Here is a 16,884-nt window from a genome sequence, read left to right as displayed (position 1 = left end):
AATTATTAGAAAAGGCCGGGGGTGTAGATGTGAAAAAATATATGGCAATTATGGCAGCAGCGTTTATGCTTGCAGCAGTGGCAGTTTATTTTGTTTTTCCGCTTTTTTGGACAACCACTCAATACACTCCTGATAAAGTGCATCTCGTTGTTGAGGGAAGCATTGCAGAAGAAGATTCACCTATAGCGGAAAACGGACAGCTGCTTTTTCCTTTAGATACGGTGAAAAAGTATATCGACCCTAATGTGTATTGGGATGAAAAAGCAAGCAAGGTGGTTTTGACTACCAAAGACAAGGTGCTCATAATGAAGACAGGCAAGCTTACAGCAATGGTGAATGCTCGTCCGGTGGACCTCAATATTCCGGCTAAACTGGTTGATGACAAGCCTTATATACCCATACAGATGCTAGAGGATATGTTTGGAATTGAGCTTCAATGGATTGAGAAAAACAATGTGGCAGTGCTTGATTATAGGAAGAATACTATTCAGGTTGCAGTAGTGCAGGCAGACAACAGGGTAATGAGAATGAAACCTACTGTATGGTCTCCAGCAGTGAAGAAAGATATTAAGAACGGCGAAACTCTAAGAGTATTCGGGGAGAACGGGAAATGGTACAAGGTGCGAAGCGAGGAAGGTTTTGTGGGATATATCGAAAAAAAGCATGTTAAGACCGAGCTTATAGCTTCCGGGACAGATGTAACTGAGCCGACCGGCAGCGGTGCGGCCTGGAAGCCGAAGCAGGGTAAGGTAAATATGACTTGGGAATATGTTGGAAACAAGAATCCCGATGTTTCAAAGCTGAAAAGCATTAATGGCCTTGACGTGGTGTCTCCAACCTGGTTCAACATAGTGGACAAGCAGGGAACAGTAACAAACAAGGCTGACAGTGGCTATGTAAAATGGGCACACAGCAACGGCCAAAAAGTATGGGCTCTTGTGGGAAATGGATCTGATCCGGACATAACCCATGGCTTTCTTAACAATACTGACATCAGAGAAAAGATAATTCAGCAGTTGTTGATTTATGCAAAGCTTTACAAGCTTGACGGCATCAATATAGATTTTGAAAACATATATATGAAGGACAGAGACATGCTGACTCAGTTTATGAGGGAGCTGGCACCTTTAATAAGGGAACAGGGGTTGGTGGTTTCAATAGATGTAACCTTCAGATCCTCCAGCGAAAATTGGTCCATGTGCTATGACAGAAAGGCTTTGTCTGAGGTAGTGGATTATATCGCAGTAATGGCATATGATCAGCATTGGGCTTCAAGCCCTGTGGCCGGCTCTGTAGCGGAGTTCGGCTGGGTTGAAAGCAACCTTAAGAGGATTCTTGAAGAGGTTCCAAGTGAAAAGGTTCTGCTGGGACTTCCTTTTTACACCAGGGTGTGGAAGGAGGAACTGGTAGATGGCAGGGTAAAAGTGTCTTCTACAGCTGTATCAATGGATTCGGTGGAAAAAATACTGTCAGAAAAGAAGCCCGCAATCATATGGGATGAGGAAAGCGGCCAAAATTATGTTGAGTATAAGGTGGGCAAGGTCACAAATAAAATTTGGATAGAGGATGATAAGTCTATAAACTTGAAATCCTCTCTAGTGCACAAATATGACCTGGCAGGAGCTGCTTCCTGGAGGAAAGGCTTTGAATCGGATGATATCTGGGCTGTGCTTCAGGATAATCTAAAGGTCAAGCAGAACTATGCTCAATGGGCAAATGCCAATAAGACAGCGAATACAGTGGCTAATTAGAATAAAACCTGCCTGTAGTAAATACAGGCGGGTTTTGCTATCATTAGAGTATATTATAATTTGTAAAGGCTGATGTGTATGACTATTGAAAAAGAAATAAGAATATCTGTAAGGGATTTGGTGGAGTATTCCTACCGTTCAGGAGATTTGGATTCAAGATTTGTGGGAATGGGAAGAGCCCTTGAGGGAGCCAGACTGCATCAGAAAATCCAGGGGCTTAGGAAAGGTGAAGCAGCAGAAGCTGGAGAAGTCTATCAAAAGGAAGTAAGTATATCCAGTACAATTAACTACAACAACCTTACTTTTGCTATTTCGGGCAGGATTGACGGGCTTATTGAGAATAGCCAGGGCATTACCCTGGAGGAGATAAAGACTACTGTGAGCCCTTTGGAGTATATAGAAGAAGACACTTATCCTGTGCATTGGGCACAGGCCAAGTGCTATGCCTACATGTACGCATCGGAGCATAATACTGAGATTGCCAATATCCAGCTTACTTACTTCAATACTGACAGCGGGGAGATGAAGATGTTTGTTAAGTCTGTGGAAATCAGCGAGCTTTTGGGCTACTTCATGGAGTTGCTGGAGAAGTATTACAACTGGGCTTTTGCAATGTATGAATGGAGCAGTCTGAGGGATAGTACTATTAAGAAGCTTGAATTTCCATACGTCGAATATCGTAAGAATCAGAGGAAGCTTGCGGTTGCAGTATATAAGACTATAGAAGCTTCCAAAAGGATTTTCATACAGGCTCCAACCGGGACAGGCAAGACAATTTCCGCGCTTTTTCCTGCTATTAAGGCTTTAGGAGAAGGCAATACAGGCAGAATATTCTACCTTACAGCAAAAACCATAACAAGACAGGTTGCTTTGGATGCTATAAGAAAGATGTGGGAGAGAGGCCTTCGCCTTAAAGCCATAGTGCTGACAGCGAAGGATAAGATATGCTTCAAAGAAGAAACAAACTGCAATCCCGAATACTGCGAGTACGCAAGGGGATACTTTGACAAGGTGAATATCGTATTGAAAGAGGTCTTTGCAAAGGAAGGAATAATAACCCGGGAAATAGTGGAGGAGTATGCAAGGCAGCACACGGTATGTCCTTTCGAGCTTTCTCTTGACCTGGCTTACTGGATGGATTGCATTATATGCGATTATAATTATGTATTTGATCCAAGGGCAAGCCTCAAGAGGTTTTTCTTGGATAAGGAAAGCAACTATGTGCTTCTTATAGATGAAGCCCATAATCTTGTGGACCGCGCCCGGGAAATGTTCTCCGCTGAGCTTCACAAGAAGCCCTTTCTTGATATAAAGAGATCTATGAAAACGACAGCACCATATATATCAAAAGCTGCGGGCAGAGTCGATTCTGTATTGCTGGCTTTGAAAAAGAAAAGCGAAGACAGGAGCTGCTGCATTGAAATAGAGAAACTCAAAGAGCTATACCCGGCACTAAAGGATTTCGTTAGTAAAGGCGAGGAGTGGTTGGGATCAAACAATGGCGTGGAGGGTCATCGTGATGTTTTGGAGCTTTATTTTGAAGCTATCGCATTTCTAAGAATTTATGAAATATTCGATGAGAGATATACGACATATATTGAGCTTTCCAGAAGTGATGTGAAGCTCAAGCTTTTTTGCCTTGACCCATCAAAGCTTCTGGGGGATATAACCGGGAAGGTTAAGTCCGCTGTGTTCTACTCTGCCACATTGACTCCGCTGAATTACTTCAAGGACATACTGGGCGGCAGTCGGGAGGACTATAACATGAAGCTTGCCTCGCCCTTCGAGGATTCCAATCTGTGCCTGACAATAGCGCAGAATGTATCTACAAAATACATGAACAGGGAGAACAGCCTTTCTGATATAGCAGATTATATTAAAACTTTTATTGATGGTAAGAGGGGGAATTATATGGTGTTCTTCCCCTCATATAAATATATGAATGAGGTGTACACGCTTTTTGCCGATAAATATCCCCATATAGAAGCAATGCTTCAGCAGCCAACCATGCAGGAGGAGGAAAAAGAGAGCTTCCTCCAATGCTTTCAGCCGGATACTGAGACGGGCTTGGTTGCCTTCGCAGTGATGGGCGGCATGTTTTCTGAGGGAATAGACCTTGTGGGAGACAGGCTTATAGGAGCTGTTGTTGTAGGCGTGGGTCTTCCACAGGTTTGCTTCGAAAGAGATATTATTATGGATTTCTTTAAGAATAAGAACAGCGCGGGTTTTGAATACGCGTACATGTACCCGGGGATGAACAAGGTCATGCAGGCAGCGGGACGGGTCATAAGGTCAGAACTCGATCGCGGGGCTGTATTGCTCATTGACGAAAGGTTTGGCAGTAACCGCTATACCAGCATGTTTCCTCAGGAATGGCTGCATAATAATAGAGTAAAAAGTCCGGAAGAGCTTGGGCTGATACTTGGTAAGTTCTGGAATGGTTAAGTACAAAAATCTGTTTTATGAAATTCATATATGCTATAATGTTTTTATGTAAATAATCATAGTTATTGTTAACAGGAGTTATATATGAGCACTATCACGATAGAAAATATGAAGAACTTCTCTGACATGGTATCAGAATTCTATACCCTTTTTTTTAGAAGTTATCCATTTATGAAGCCTTTTCTCATGAATATCTTCCTGTTCAGCTCAGATAATTTTGGAATTATCATCAAGGAAGAGGGAATAGTTTCCGGTAAGTTTTCTGTTTTTCACAGCACCGAAGGCAATATTGTAAAAGAAGGTATAGAAGATGGAATTACTGTCAAGTTCACGCTTAATAGAAAGCATTACGAAGATATGATGCAGAACAGGAGAAGGTATATGGAGAAGCCATATAAGCTGATTAAGTTTTTTCCTGCTTTTCTGAAATCAGTGTCTATAGACAACAGAAAATTTAGGGACGATGTTCTTATAGGAAGTAAAGTGTCCTTGCGGCCTGGAGTGGATAGCGATCTCTATCTGCTGCTAAAGTGGTACAACAATACAGAATTGAATAAGCTTGCAGGCTGGAGTGATTCGAAGGTCTCGGCAGACAAACTCAGGTACAACATGTCCAGGAGCTTTGGATACGATCCCATGAACCTGATGATAGATAATGAAGAGGGAACGCCTATAGGCACAATACAGCTCTATGATTTTAATGAGCAGGACAAATGCTGCAAGCTGGGTATAAGAATTGGAGACAAGGACTACTGGGGTAAGAGCTATGGTGAGGATGCTGTAAAAACGCTGCTGAAATATGCTTTTATGAAAATTGATATATACAGGGTGACCTTGAAAGTGTATGAATATAATGAAAGAGCAGTCAAATGCTATCTTAAATGCGGCTTCCAGTACGAGGGCAGGACGAGGCAGTCAGCCTACATAGACGGTAAATTCTATGATGAGATAATAATGGGGGCTCTGAAAAGTGATTTTATGAAGCAAAAATAAGACTAATAAGAAAATAGACTTGTCATTGACAAGTCTATTTGTTACCCATATCCTTCATGTCCTGCATCATGTCTGAAACTCTGAAATATGCATTTCTCGCTGAACGTGAAACCTTTTTACGAGATTTCGAATTTAACGCAGGGATTAGAACCATTCCTGCCAGTGCGCCTACAGCTCCCCAAGTCATCATGCTTCTGGAGGCTTTTCGCATAACGATAGCACTTCCTTTCAGGTTTTTAATGTTATATTAATAGGGTGCTTTTTTTTATATTTATTAAACCATGAAAATAATAGAATTTTTTAAATCCCCAGCAAGTCAAAGCTGGGAGTGAAGTCACTGCTTGCAGCTTCAAGCTCTTGCGTGAACCCATTCTCCAAACCTGCTTCAAAGAAGCAATCAAGCACTTCTTCATATTCGACCGAGCTTATTTTTCTATTAATCTCTTTGTATTCATGAGACCGGTACATCGGCGTGTATTGGCACATTATGCTTACATATGCATACTTTCCTATATTTTCACGTATCCACCTGAATACTTTTTTTGAATCCTCTATTAAACCTGGAAGGATGAGATGTCTTATAATAAGGCCCTTTCTAATCATTCCATTTTCGTCGAACTCAGGATAGCCTACCTGGTCATACATTGCTTTGACTGCTTTTGAGGCTTGCTTGAAGTAATCACTTGCACCGGAATATTTCAGGGAATACGAATCATTGAAATATTTGATATCAGGAAGATACACATCTACAATTCCGTTTAAGGCTTCAATAGTTTCCTCAAGCTCATAACCATTGGTATTGTATATAACCGGCAAGTGCAAGCCGACAGCTTTCGCCTTTTTGACAGCCTCTATGATATGAAAGGCGTATGGTGAAGGCGAGACCAGGTTAATATTGTGCGCTCCTTGTGCTTGCAGCTGGAGGAATATTTCCGCCAACCGCTCGGTGGAGATTTTCTTTCCGAGAAATGTACCTGAGGTATTTTGGCTAATTTCATGGTTCTGGCAAAACACGCATTTCATATTGCAGCCACTGAAGAAAATAGTGCCTGAGCCTTTTTCACCTGATATGCACGGTTCTTCCCACTGGTGGAGGAATGCCTTTGCTGCCAGCACTTCAGCACCTGCACCACAGACGCCTGCTTTTTCAAATCTATTGACACCGCACTGCCGCGGACAGATTCTACAGTTTCTTAATATTTCCTGCATACTGAGATTCCTTTCTTTACAATGAGTAATGAATAATATTTGCCCTTATGGTACTGAAAATATTAAATCATATCGAAATAGAATTTTGAAGGATTTATTCAGTTATTTATAGAATAATTTAAAAAGGTAAGAAAATGCAAGAAATTTGTATAATAATATATAAAAATGCAAGGGTGAGGGTTAATGACTGAACAGGATTTGTTATTCTCGTTGGATATCGGTACAAGAACTGTAGTTGGTATTGTTGGCTATCATGACGGACAGAGATTCAAGATTCAGGCCTTTCATGTGGAAGAACACAAGGAAAGGGCTATGTATGACGGACAGGTTCATGATATTGATCTGGTTGCCAAGGCTGTTTTGAAGGTCAAGGAAAAGCTTGAGAAAATGGCAGGCTTGGAGCTTAAGAGAGTATCCATTGCAGCTGCAGGAAGATCGCTAAAGACCTGCAAGGTTTTTGTGGAGAGGGATGCGGATCCTTCCTTGGAGGTTGACAGCGAGCTTGTAAGCAGTCTTGAAATTGAAGCCATCCAACAGGCTCAGAAGGAAATAGAAGAGCTGAACAATGAGGATGACCAGTCATACTTCTGCGTAGGTTATGCTGTTGTGAACCAGTATCTTAATGGAAGCATAATAGGCAATCTTGAAGGGCACAAGGCAAAGAGGGCCGGGGTGGAAGTGCTTGCTACCTTCCTTCCGAGAGTTGTTGTGGAAAGCCTTTATGCGGTAGTTTCAAGAGCCGGATTAGAGGTTGCAAGCCTCACTCTGGAGCCAATCGCAGCTATGAACGTATCTATTTACAGCAGCTTGAGGTTATTAAATCTTGCGCTTGTAGATATTGGGGCGGGGACATCGGATATCGCTCTGACAAAGGGCGGCACAGTTTTTGCCTTCGCAATGGCTCCTATAGCAGGAGATGAGATTACTGAGAAGGTAGCAGAGGTTCTACTGCTTGATTTTGAGCAAGCGGAAAGAGTTAAAGTATGCCTTAACAATAAAGAAACGGTTAAGTACAAGGATATTATGGGGATGACCTATGAGAAAAGCACAGCGGAAATTGTAAAGGATATTGATTCCGCTATAAGGAACCTGGCTAAAGAGATCAGCAATAAAATAATGGAATACAACGGGAAGGCACCCAGCGCAGTATTCCTGGTAGGCGGAGGAAGCCAGATACCTAAGCTCACAGAATATATTGCCGAGTTTCTTCAGCTGCCCGTAGAAAGGGTAGGGGTACGAAGTACAGATATCATCAAGGATGTAGATATAAAGAGCAAAAAGCTTTCGGGACCGGAATTTATAACACCTATTGGAATTGCGGTAACCGCACATTTGAACAGACAAAAAGATTTTCTTCATGTTACTGTCAACGGGGTAAATGTAAAGCTGTTTAATTCAAAGACTCTTACAATAGCAGACAGCCTTATACTGGTTGGATATAATCCCCGAAACCTTATAGGCAGGAGAGGAAGCACAGTAAACTTTAAGCTTAATGGTAAAGCAGAAATTGTAAGAGGAGAATCGGGAGAACCTGCAGTCATATATCTTAACGACCGCGTATCCGGGCTCGACAAGCCAATAGCAAGTGGAGACAGGATAGTAGTGGAGCCGGCAGTCGAGGGAAAGCCTGCAGAACTATTTGTGAGAGACTACATGGATAACTATGCAGAAAAGACTATTTATATAAACGATGATCCATATGCCATAAAGCCTGAAGTGTTCATAAATGGTACTGAAAGCGATATGGACTCGCCAATAAAAGATGGGGATGAAGTAAGCATCAAGTGTATAGAAAGGGTTCTTGAGCTTTTAGAACATTTGGATTTAAGCTATTATGACACAGAGATAAGTATAAACGGCAGGAAAGCTGCACTGGATGAAACTATTGGCAATGGTGATTACATTACTTACAAAGCTTTGGAGAAAGCAAAATCCGGCAGTCAGCCGAGCAGCCCTGTAGAAGGCAACAGCGTAAATGTGATTTTGAATGGTAAGTCGGTCGTACTTCAAACTAATAAATCACAGTTTTTGTTTGTGGATGTTTTCAATTACATAGATATTGATGTAAGGAGTGTCAAGGGAACAATTGACATGTTTTTAAACGGGAACAAAGCCAACTATACAGACGTCATACAAGATGGAGACAGAATAGAACTTCATTGGGATGAAAAATAGATTTTTTATTTTCAATTCGATGGAATTAAAGAGTAGGGGAAATGTATATAATATATTAATGCGTCTTGTACAAGTAGTGATTTATTAGATTATTTGTTACGTGGTTTAACTCTCGTAACACGCGACGCATAACTGTTTTTAATGTATAGTGTGGGAGGTTATATATTGAGCAAGGGTATGAAAATAGGTATCGGCATTATTATAATACTGTTATTGGCAATTGTAGCTCTTAGCATTGCAATGGTAAACGGAGAAAAAATACACTCGAATATTACAATCAGCGGAATTAATGTTGGGGGCCTTACACCCTCACAAGCAGATAGTATGCTGAAGGCAAAAATGCAGCCGACTATTGATAGTGCCGCTATTGCACTTAAATTCAGGGAAAAAGCATGGAAACTCAAGTATAGCGACATAAATTTCAAATATGAGTATGAAGATGCTGTGACTAAGGCTTACGACATCGGGCATAAGGGTAATTTATTCAAGAGAGTGGCAGATGTAGTGACCGCACAGCTTGGAAGAGAAGATATAAAGCTCAATTTCTCTTATGATTCAGAGTATATCAGAAACAAGCTTGTGGATATATTTGAGGAGATAGGCCAGGAAGCCAAAGATGCTACTGTTGTGTTGAAGGATCAAGTCTTTGTCATTACTGATGAAGTTGAAGGCAGAAAGCTGGACGTCAATCAATCCTACGACCTTATAAAAGCCCAGATTGAGAAGGTTGCATTTGAGGATGTGGAGTTGGTCGTTGGTACTACACAGCCCGAAATAAAGAGGGCAGATCTTGAGAATATAAAGGATAAACTGGGAGAATACTCTACAAAGTTTAATGCTGCAGATGTTGACAGGACTCATAATATTAAAATAGCCACCATCAGTGCGTCAAATATACTTATAAAGCCCGGACAGACCTTCTCGGTCAATGAGATGGTAGGACCGAGACTTGCAAAGTTCGGGTATAAGGAAGCCAAGGTTATAATAAATAATGAGTTGGTGCCTGGAATCGGCGGCGGAGTATGTCAGGTATCCTCCACCTTATATAACGTAGCATTGCTTTCAAACATGAAAATAGTGGAGCGCAGAAACCACTCTCTTCCGTCCGCTTATGTACCCCTTGGAAGAGACGCGACTATATCTGAGGACTATATTGATTTTAAATTTCAAAATACTACTCAATATCCAATATATCTCTATGGAGAAGTTAAGGGCAGCTGGGTCAAGTTCAGCTTATATGGACGAAATGAAAATTCGGGAAGATCAGTAAAAATTAAAACTGAAATGATAAAGAAGACCGAGCCTCAGATAAAAATAATTGAAGACCCTGCCTTGCCGGAAGGTACAGAGGTCGAAGAAAAGAAGGCATATACAGGGTATGTGGTAAAAAGCTGGAGAGTAATAATGGAAAATGGCAAGGAAGTATCGGTTGAGGAGCTTCCATTGAGTACCTACAGGGTTGCAAACGGAGTAAAGAGGGTCGGAACTAAGAAGGTTGATCCCCCTCCTACAGATAATGAAGGTTTGCTAGAAATAACACAATAAACTCAGGCGCCCTGTGATAGAATTCGTTTTAAGAAGCAGGGCACAAAAATAATGAAGTGCATTATTAACATTTTGATTGAATTATAATCTGTGATGTTAATAAGCACTTAGACAGGAGACAATTGAATGAACGATTCGCTTTATTCCAAGAAGGTTACATGTCCAATCTGCGGTAAGCAGTTTTCTTCCATGAAAGCTAAGGTGAATTCCTGCAAGGTAGAAAAGAAGGATGAGGATTTCTGCACTCACTATGTGGATTTAAATCCAATATACTATGATATATTTGTATGTCCCTTTTGCGCATATTCAGCATCTGAGAACTCATTTGAAGTGATTAACGAAAGGGAAGTCAATCTTCTTAAGGAGGCCTTTTCAGGAAGGACAGTAGGCAGGAGTTTCTGCACAGAGAGAGACTGGAATGCTGCAATAGCCACATTCAAATTAGCTATTCATACAGCAGAGCTCAGAAATGCAAAGTCCAGTATACTAGCCGGCTTGTGCCTCAAGCTTGCATGGCTTTACAGGTTTGCAGACGACAAGCAGGAAGAAATATTCCTAAATTATGCGCTGCAGAATTATTCGGAGGCTTTCGACAAGGAAGAGCTTCCAATAGGCAACTTGAATGAGATATCGATGATGTATCTTCTGGGTGAGCTGTCTAGAAGACTTGGGAAGTTCAACGATGCAGTAGTATGGTTCGGTAAAGCTGTTGCGAGCCCTGAGAAGAATGCAAACCCCAAGATAGAGAGGCTGGCCAGGGATCAGTGGATATTAGCCAAAGAGCAGTATAAGAAAAATGAAAAAGCAGTATAGTTATATATTTCGCGAAAAACATTTAATAATCTTCATTCAAATTTCGCGTAGATATTTCCTTAGTTGTTATTGAATTCGCACTATACCCAATGTAATTTCTGATCTGCGTTCAATATAGAATTAATGATTACTTATAAATACGGTATTAAATTACAAAAGGGCTTAGCGCTAAAATGCGTTAAGCCCTTTTGTAATAATTGTGAAAAAATCTTTGGAATTATTTCACTGTTAATTAATTGAATTATCAGACGATATTAAATAAAATATTAATAAGTAGTTAAAAGTACGGAAAATCGACTATTATGAATTTTTTACGAGTGGGGGACAGGTTATGGGATATAATAACGAGGCTATCAGAAAGATTGAAGAAAGTGTATCAAAGGCTATAGTAGGCAAGCGGGATACTGTGGAGAAGCTCCTGGTAGCTCTGCTTGCGGGCGGACATGTACTTATTGAGGATGTTCCGGGAGTTGGCAAGACTACGTTAGTGCATGCAGTTGCCAAGTCGATAAGCTGCAGCTTCAAGAGGATACAATTTACTCCTGATCTGCTTCCATCGGATATTACCGGGGTCACTGTCTATAATGTGAAGCAGGGGGAGTTCGAGTTCAAGCAAGGCCCGATAACTTCAAACATAATACTGGCTGATGAGATAAATAGAAGCTCTCCCAAAACGCAGTCGAGTCTTCTTGAAGCTATGCAGGAGCGGCAGGTAACTGTGGACGGCAACACCTACAAGCTGCCGGAGCCCTTTATGGTGCTTGCAACTCAGAACCCTATAGAATATGAGGGTACATTTCCTCTGCCTGAAGCGCAGATAGACAGGTTCACAATGAGGATATCCATGGGTTATCCAACCTACACTGAAGAAAAAAGCATTCTGAATAAATACAAGGCTGATAACCCGTTAGTGAAGATGGAACCGGTTATAAGCGTGGAGAATGTGCTGGAAATACAGAAAAGCGTGGAGCAGGTGCATGTGGACGATTCTATTCAGGATTATATTGTGCAGATTGTTCAGGCGACAAGAGGACATAAGGATGTTTATCTGGGCTGCAGTCCAAGGGGGACCCTGTCACTTTTCAATAACTGCCGCGCACTGGCTTTTATACGAGGAAGGGAGTATGTAATTCCCGATGATGTAAAAGAGCTTGCACTGTGTACGCTGGCTCACAGAATCATACTGAAGTCTGAAGCAAGAATACAGGGAAAGGACCAGGATTCGGTGCTTGCAGAAATTTTAAAAAATATAAGAGTGCCAGTGGTGAATACCAATGGCTAAGATAAATTATAAAGCACTAGCCTTGATTATGGTGCTTTTTACCGTGGCGCTGTTCGTAGGGGGCGTATTTATTTACGGGCTTTTCTTTATAGGCCTTTTCTTGATGCTAACCTCTTATGCGACTGGCAGAAGCACCTATAAGAATCTGGTGAATCTGGTTTGGAAAAACAGTGATAAAGCAGTTACAGGGGACAGGGTAAGCTTGAACATGGACCTCTATAATTCGGGCTATATGCCGATTCCGTATTTGAAGGTCACCGCCAGCCTTCCCCAAAAGCTTGTCGGTGAAGAGCAAAAACAGAAGATATATTCTTTGATGCCCGGTGTTAAAGCGACCGTGTCCAGAGATTTTATCTGCAGGCATAAAGGGGTCTATAAAATCGGTTATGTCGAAACGGAGTTTGGCGATATATTAGGTATTTTCAAATGGAAGAAGATTTTTGACGAAGAAATATATATTTTTGTATACCCAAAGGTGCATTTGCTAAAGCATCTTGATATTCCTATGAGGCAGCAGTTCGGTACTGTTGCTGTCAAACATAACGCATACGAGGATTACGCCAGTACCAGGGATATCAGGAAATACAACATCGGGGACAGCTTCAAGAAGATACATTGGAAAGTGACTGCCCATAGAGGGGATTTTTTCGTAAGGAATGTTGAACTCAATGCCTCTGCGGATTTGAATATTTTTCTTGATTTATATGATTACGGCTTTGATGACGAGACGGCCTTCGACTTGGAAGAGAAAGGGGCTGAATGTGCAGCGTCCATCATCAGATATGCGCTTTCCCATTCGATGTCAGTGAATTTCATAGCTAAGGGCGATAAGTCTGTAACTCTTGCTGCAAAAAAGGTGGATCGGTTCAGCCAGTTCCTTGATGCAATAAGCAAGCTGACTGCAAAAGGAGATATGCCTATTGCTGATTTGGTCAGAAGAGAAGCGCGGAAGCTGGACTGGGATGCTACTGTGATGGTGATAACTCCTTGTATCGACAAGGCATCCGCAGAAACCTACCTCTCCTTGAAAACCTCAGGAATAGAGTTTGTGGTTGTATACTTATGCAAAGACAAGGAAGAGCGCAGTGAAAGCATTGAATTGCTCAGGAACAACGAATTCAAAGTATTCGTGGTTGATCTGGAGGACGATTTGAAGCAGGTGCTGGGAGGTCACTATGAAAAATAAGAATATTAAAGAAATACTCTTTTATTTCAGCCTGATATTCATAATGGTTATGAGCTTGAATCTTGCGATTATGGACTCTACGGGGATGAATCTGCCTCTTGTCAGGATGGCGTTTTTTACACTGATAACAACAGCTGCAGTATCCGTAATATTAATATTCCCCATAAGTCTTCTTGTTTTCTTGATTCCGGGAATATGCCGGATCCTTTATCTGTACTATACGGATGCAGCATTGATAAATCTCTATGTACAGAAAATACTTGGCTTTTTCTATTGGCTATATGGATATACAGTGGGATATAACAATTTTGAGCCCGGTTATTCCTTAGTATTTGCAATAATGTACACTGCTTTCATAACACTTATTGTTTCAATTATTGTATATAGCGGAAGGGCAGGCTTTATGCTTATTACACTCGGCACTGCAGTGCTTTCCTTCTTCTGGTTCATTTATGTGGGAAAGGCAAGGCTGTACCTGGTGCTTTACCTATCCGCGTCAATATTGCTTTATTCCTATCAAATATACAAAAGAAAGCTCAAGGAGTGGAGGAAAGCAGGCAGCAGCGTTGAGTATGATGTTGGACGTAACTGGATGCTTTGTTCCGCTATTGTCGTTTCAATTTCCTTGATTCTTTCCCTTGCACTTCCTTTGAATATCAGCGCTGTAAGATGGCCATGGTTCAACGACAAAGTAGTAAGCCTGTTTCCTTTTATCGCAGATTGGCGAAATGATACGCTGGAATCTTTCAGTTATGGGTTTAACTCCAGGTACAGCCTGAGCTCTGCCGGTTACAGGAGCAAGAAGCTTGGCGGGGAAGTGCTGCTGGATGAATCGGTTATGATGACTGTAAAAACGCTGGGCGAGGAGACGTTATATCTCAGGGGAGCAGTAAAGGACAAATATTCAGACAACAGCTGGAGCAAGTCAAGCAAGAGCTATAAGGAGTACAGCCCGGGATATGCAATGCCTCTGCCTTACGGAAGCAGCGTGACGACCCGGGAAGCCGCCTTGGAGATTACCTACAAAAAGCTTTTGACCTCCACAATATTTGCACCGTACTCAGTTTATCAGGTGCAGCATAGCTTCAAAAGAATATTTGCAGATGAGGATTCAGAGGTATACACTCCTAAAATGATAATGAGAGATGAACCATATACAGTAAAAAGTATAATGCCATATATAGATGTTGAAAAATTGAGGCAAGCAAAGACTGAAAGTTTAGGAGGCAATGAGTTTAAAGTATATACGGCCCTGCCTTCAGACATTTCAGGAAGGGCCAAGACCCTTGCGTGGGAAATAACAAAAGTACAAAACAATGATTATGATAAAGTGAAGGCTATAGAAAGCTATCTGCGCCAGAACTATAAATACACGCTAAAACCCCAAAAGGTGCCTTCAAAAGTTGAATTTACTGACCATTTTCTCTTCGAGGGCAAAGAGGGCTACTGCACTTACTTTGCCACTTCCATGGCAGTATTGCTCAGAGCTTCCGGCATTCCTTGCAGGTATGTTGAAGGCTTTGTATCAAGATATGGAGGGGCTGAAGTAAGGGAGGTCAGGGGTACAGATGCCCATGCATGGGTGGAGGTGTATTTTGATGACTATGGCTGGGTGACTTTTGAGCCTACTCCTCAATATCCCGCAATTGAGCTTAAGGCAGCACGGGAAGCGCTGCAGGAAACGAATATAGACACTCAGGAGGGTACTGCAGCAGATAGTATTGACAGGTCCGATATGTCAAGACGCCGTAGAGACATGGAGATTGAAGAGGGAAGCGCTGCAGGGACAGCAAATGGAAGCGAAGAGAAAAGAAGCTCTCATATCGGGAATACTGCATTGTTTGTGCTTTTATCACTGCTAATAATAAGATTTGGCTTTATGTACCTGGTATGGGCTGTAAAGGAAGTAAGTCTCGGGCACAGTAAAGGGCGAAGATATGCTATGGATTATATCAAGGACGTAATTTGGTACTTGCGCCATGCAGGCTTCACAATAGGCAAGGAAGAGACTATAAGGGAATTCCTGAAAAGAGTCAAATATAATTATGAGGAAAGATTTTCCGATATCTCCAATGTTACACAGATACTAGAGAAGATAAGATACAGTGATAGCGATGTTAGCGCTGAAGAGAGAAGGCTTTTGGAGGTATTTAGAAAAAAAGTGAAGAAGCTTGCGCTTAAAAAGGCAGGAGTATTGCAGTTCTTCATAAGTTTGTATTTGACAGGCAAATAAATGCATAAAATACATGTTGATATCAAAAACTTAACGTGATATAATAGATTCGTTGGCGTGAGTGGCGGAACGGCAGACGCACTAGGTTCAGGTCCTAGCGTTCGCAAGAATGTGCGGGTTCAAATCCCGCCTCGCGCACCATTTTAATAAGCAATTAAAATCATCTGATTTATTCAGATGGTTTTTTATTTTTTGTTCACAAAAATTGATGTCATTTTATGACTTTGAAAATATTGACTGTTGATATAAAATATAAAGGGGATAATAATAATAATATTTTCAGGGAGAGATTACATTGAATATAAGCAATCTAAAGTACAAAATGCTGGTTTCAGACATGGACTATACACTTCTCAACAAGGAGAAGACGGTTTCTGAAAAGAACAGAGAAGCAATAAGGAAGGCAATTGAAAAAGGTGTGCATATAGTAGTTGCAACCGGCAGGATTTATACCTCTGCAAGAGTGTATGCCAAGCTGCTGGGAGTATGTACGCCGATAATAGCAAGCAATGGAGCGATTATAAGAGAAGCTGTCTTTAATAATCCGATGGACACCGAAAAAACCATATATAGAAACATTTTGCCTATGGAAGCGGTAAACGAAATGATAAGATTGTCCCACAAATACGGGATTTTCAGTCACTTTTTCACAGATGACACAATTTATGCTGAGAAACTCGTAAATGTGTCGATGAGGTATACCGAGTGGAACAAGTTCCTTGGGGTGGAAGACCAAGTGAAAATCAAGATAGTTGAGGATGTGGAAAAGGCTGTTGCAGAAGACAAGGTACAAATCTTGAAGGCTGTGGCAGTGGACAGGGATAGTGAAAAAATTCAGAGGTTAAGGGATAGTATAGTAGAGACTGGAATTGTATCGGTAACCCAGTCCATGAAGGATAATCTGGAAGTAATGAACCAGGGGGTTACAAAGGGTAATGCCGTTAAGATGCTTGCAGAGATGTATGGGATAAAAAGAGAAGAAATAATTGCAATAGGAGATAACGAAAACGATATAAGTATGATTGAATATGCAGGCATGGGAATCGCAATGGGAAATGCTGAAGAGTCCCTGAAAAGCGTAGCGAATCACATTACCGGTGACTACCAGGAGGATGGGGTGGCTGAGGCCATAAAAAGGTTTATATTGTAATAGGGATATTTCACAAAACATGTTATATTTGACTTTTCAAAATATTTAATTTACTGGGCATATATATTATGTTAACATAAGTGTATAGCAAATGAGCAGGTC

At 41.3% G+C, this 16,884-nt stretch carries 12 protein-coding genes and 1 tRNA gene; 11 read left to right on the top strand and 2 right to left on the bottom strand.

Annotation, left to right across the window (positions count from 1 at the left end):
* Window positions 1–29: 29 nt before the first annotated feature.
* The 3 genes from VEB00_13040 to VEB00_13030 all read left to right on the top strand — a co-directional run bounded on the left by VEB00_13040 (window position 30) and on the right by VEB00_13030 (window position 5,189).
* The gene (locus VEB00_13040; GenBank protein ID HYF83941.1) at window positions 30–1,751 is read left to right on the top strand and encodes a glycosyl hydrolase family 18 protein; all 1,722 of its coding nucleotides are present in this window, start codon (window positions 30–32) and stop codon (window positions 1,749–1,751) included.
* A 78-nt stretch (window positions 1,752–1,829) separates the two neighbouring features.
* A complete protein-coding gene (locus VEB00_13035; protein HYF83940.1) occupies window positions 1,830–4,196 on the top strand; it encodes an ATP-dependent DNA helicase in 2,367 nt (788 codons plus the stop codon).
* 84 nt (window positions 4,197–4,280) lie between these two features.
* Entirely contained in the window at window positions 4,281–5,189 is a 909-nt protein-coding gene (locus VEB00_13030; GenBank protein HYF83939.1) for a GNAT family protein, read from the top strand.
* A gap of 34 nt (window positions 5,190–5,223) precedes the next feature.
* Here the strand turns inward: VEB00_13030 and VEB00_13025 are convergent, their stop codons facing one another.
* Window positions 5,224–5,400, bottom strand: a complete 177-nt coding sequence (locus VEB00_13025; protein HYF83938.1) for a YtxH domain-containing protein — start codon at window positions 5,398–5,400, stop codon at window positions 5,224–5,226.
* 89 nt (window positions 5,401–5,489) lie between these two features.
* A complete protein-coding gene (locus VEB00_13020) occupies window positions 5,490–6,398 on the bottom strand; it encodes a radical SAM protein (GenBank protein HYF83937.1) in 909 nt (302 codons plus the stop codon).
* 183 nt (window positions 6,399–6,581) lie between these two features.
* On the opposite strand from VEB00_13020, the gene VEB00_13015 reads away from it, so the two are divergent.
* The 8 genes from VEB00_13015 to VEB00_12980 all read left to right on the top strand — a co-directional run bounded on the left by VEB00_13015 (window position 6,582) and on the right by VEB00_12980 (window position 16,782).
* Entirely contained in the window at window positions 6,582–8,573 is a 1,992-nt protein-coding gene (locus VEB00_13015) for a cell division protein FtsA (GenBank protein HYF83936.1), read from the top strand.
* 165 nt (window positions 8,574–8,738) lie between these two features.
* Window positions 8,739–10,118, top strand: a complete 1,380-nt coding sequence (locus VEB00_13010; protein ID HYF83935.1) for a VanW family protein — start codon at window positions 8,739–8,741, stop codon at window positions 10,116–10,118.
* A 126-nt stretch (window positions 10,119–10,244) separates the two neighbouring features.
* A complete protein-coding gene (locus tag VEB00_13005; GenBank protein ID HYF83934.1) occupies window positions 10,245–10,931 on the top strand; it encodes a DUF2225 domain-containing protein in 687 nt (228 codons plus the stop codon).
* A 331-nt stretch (window positions 10,932–11,262) separates the two neighbouring features.
* Entirely contained in the window at window positions 11,263–12,213 is a 951-nt protein-coding gene (locus VEB00_13000) for a MoxR family ATPase (protein HYF83933.1), read from the top strand.
* Window positions 12,206–13,399 carry a DUF58 domain-containing protein gene (locus VEB00_12995; protein ID HYF83932.1) on the top strand — a complete coding sequence of 398 codons (1,194 nt, stop codon included), beginning with the start codon at window positions 12,206–12,208 and terminating at the stop codon, window positions 13,397–13,399. Before VEB00_13000 ends, VEB00_12995 begins: the two co-directional genes overlap by 8 nt.
* Window positions 13,389–15,632, top strand: coding sequence for a transglutaminaseTgpA domain-containing protein (locus tag VEB00_12990; GenBank protein HYF83931.1), 2,244 nt, complete (start codon window positions 13,389–13,391; stop codon window positions 15,630–15,632). Before VEB00_12995 ends, VEB00_12990 begins: the two co-directional genes overlap by 11 nt.
* Before the next feature lie 55 nt (window positions 15,633–15,687).
* Window positions 15,688–15,773 (top strand) — tRNA-Leu (locus tag VEB00_12985).
* 154 nt (window positions 15,774–15,927) lie between these two features.
* Complete coding sequence (locus VEB00_12980; protein ID HYF83930.1) at window positions 15,928–16,782, top strand: Cof-type HAD-IIB family hydrolase; 855 nt, start codon at window positions 15,928–15,930, stop codon at window positions 16,780–16,782.
* Window positions 16,783–16,884 lie beyond the last annotated feature (102 nt).

The sequence above is a fragment of the Clostridia bacterium genome (genome assembly GCA_035628995.1).
Taxonomy (GTDB): domain Bacteria; phylum Bacillota; class Clostridia; order Lutisporales; family Lutisporaceae; genus BRH-c25.
Note: the sequence above shows the minus strand (reverse complement) of the source record. Positions and strands in the feature narration are given on the sequence as shown.

What these genes read in the sequence shown, in the direction of transcription:
- VEB00_13025 (HYF83938.1), bottom strand. Translation starts at nt 5,400, where the DNA reads ATGCGAAAAGCCTCCAGAAGCATGATGACTTGGGGAGCTGTAGGCGCA.
- VEB00_12990 (HYF83931.1), top strand. Translation starts at nt 13,389, where the DNA reads ATGAAAAATAAGAATATTAAAGAAATACTCTTTTATTTCAGCCTGATA.
- VEB00_13015 (HYF83936.1), top strand. Translation starts at nt 6,582, where the DNA reads ATGACTGAACAGGATTTGTTATTCTCGTTGGATATCGGTACAAGAACT.
- VEB00_13005 (HYF83934.1), top strand. Translation starts at nt 10,245, where the DNA reads ATGAACGATTCGCTTTATTCCAAGAAGGTTACATGTCCAATCTGCGGT.
- VEB00_13030 (HYF83939.1), top strand. Translation starts at nt 4,281, where the DNA reads ATGAGCACTATCACGATAGAAAATATGAAGAACTTCTCTGACATGGTA.
- VEB00_12995 (HYF83932.1), top strand. Translation starts at nt 12,206, where the DNA reads ATGGCTAAGATAAATTATAAAGCACTAGCCTTGATTATGGTGCTTTTT.
- VEB00_13020 (HYF83937.1), bottom strand. Translation starts at nt 6,398, where the DNA reads ATGCAGGAAATATTAAGAAACTGTAGAATCTGTCCGCGGCAGTGCGGT.
- VEB00_13000 (HYF83933.1), top strand. Translation starts at nt 11,263, where the DNA reads ATGGGATATAATAACGAGGCTATCAGAAAGATTGAAGAAAGTGTATCA.
- VEB00_13035 (HYF83940.1), top strand. Translation starts at nt 1,830, where the DNA reads ATGACTATTGAAAAAGAAATAAGAATATCTGTAAGGGATTTGGTGGAG.